General features: G+C 49.0%; 9 tRNA genes and 1 rRNA gene. All 10 read right to left on the bottom strand.

Annotated features, from left to right (window positions below):
* Positions 1–101: 101 nt before the first annotated feature.
* Positions 102–177, bottom strand: a tRNA-Ala gene (locus tag DES48_RS15740).
* 18 nt (positions 178–195) lie between these two features.
* Positions 196–272: transfer RNA gene (locus DES48_RS15735), tRNA-Pro, on the bottom strand.
* Positions 273–275: 3 nt separating this feature from the next.
* Positions 276–352 (bottom strand) — tRNA-Arg (locus DES48_RS15730).
* Positions 353–356: 4 nt separating this feature from the next.
* A tRNA-Leu gene (locus tag DES48_RS15725) sits at positions 357–445 on the bottom strand.
* 8 nt (positions 446–453) lie between these two features.
* Positions 454–528, bottom strand: a tRNA-Gly gene (locus tag DES48_RS15720).
* 5 nt (positions 529–533) lie between these two features.
* Positions 534–615, bottom strand: a tRNA-Leu gene (locus DES48_RS15715).
* A gap of 3 nt (positions 616–618) precedes the next feature.
* Positions 619–694 (bottom strand) — tRNA-Lys (locus DES48_RS15710).
* Between the two features lie 13 nt (positions 695–707).
* Positions 708–783: transfer RNA gene (locus tag DES48_RS15705), tRNA-Thr, on the bottom strand.
* Positions 784–786: 3 nt separating this feature from the next.
* Positions 787–862: transfer RNA gene (locus tag DES48_RS15700), tRNA-Val, on the bottom strand.
* A gap of 6 nt (positions 863–868) precedes the next feature.
* Positions 869–984: ribosomal RNA gene (gene rrf, locus DES48_RS15695) — 5S ribosomal RNA — on the bottom strand.
* Positions 985–1,211: the final 227 nt, after the last annotated feature.

Genomic DNA, 1,211 nt, shown 5'->3' with positions numbered 1-1,211 from the left:
ACCTAATGTGCTTTTATGAGATGTCTTTACTCATAACTTGACTAGCATGTTACTTCTTACCATATTGGTTGTTTTGTTCAGTTTTCAAAGATCAAAATATATGGTGGAGCCTAGCGGGATCGAACCGCTGACCTCCTGCGTGCAAAGCAGGCGCTCTCCCAGCTGAGCTAAGGCCCCACTAACTATAAATTTAAATGGTCGGGAAGACAGGATTTGAACCTGCGACCCCTTGGTCCCAAACCAAGTGCTCTACCAAGCTGAGCTACTTCCCGTAATGGCGCGCCCGAGAGGAGTCGAACCCCTAACCTCTTGATCCGTAGTCAAACGCTCTATCCAATTGAGCTACGGGCGCTAAATGGTGCCGAGGGCCGGACTCGAACCGGCACGGTAGAAACCTACCGCAGGATTTTAAGTCCTGTGCGTCTGCCAATTCCGCCACCCCGGCTTGGCTTATGGAGCGAAAGACGGGATTCGAACCCGCGACCCCCACCTTGGCAAGGTGGTGTTCTACCACTGAACTACTTTCGCGAAAATGCGGGTGGAGGGACTTGAACCCCCACGTCGTAAGACACTAGATCCTAAGTCTAGCGCGTCTGCCAATTCCGCCACACCCGCTAATGGTGAGCCATGCAGGATTCGAACCTGCGACCCTCTGATTAAAAGTCAGATGCTCTACCAACTGAGCTAATGGCTCATCATTCGTTAAATGGTGCCGGCCAGAGGACTTGAACCCCCAACCTACTGATTACAAGTCAGTTGCTCTACCAATTGAGCTAGGCCGGCGTATGGTGGAGGATGCAGGGCTCGAACCTGCGACCCCCTGCTTGTAAGGCAGGTGCTCTCCCAGCTGAGCTAATCCTCCGATCAAGCCTGGCGACGTCCTACTCTCGCAGGGGCAAAGCCCCAACTACCATTGGCGCTGAAGAGCTTAACTGCTGTGTTCGGCATGGGAACAGGTGTGACCTCTTCGCTATTGTCACCAGACATTCCTTGTTTTTCAAGGACAAAATATATTATATTAAGTTTTGATTAAAAAAGCAAGTGTTTTTAAAAATATTTTTTTAAATGCACCTTCAAAACTAGATAAGAAAGACAAGGGTATCAAACGTTAGAATATCATCCAGTTTCAACTCCCACTGTTGTGGTCGTTTCCACTTTTGTTATTTAGTTAAGTCCTCGATCGATTAGTATTCGTCAGCTGCACGTGTCAC

This window comes from Paraliobacillus ryukyuensis (genome assembly GCF_003315295.1).
GTDB lineage: Bacteria > Bacillota > Bacilli > Bacillales > Amphibacillaceae > Paraliobacillus > Paraliobacillus ryukyuensis.
This window is presented reverse-complemented; position numbering and strand designations above follow the sequence as displayed.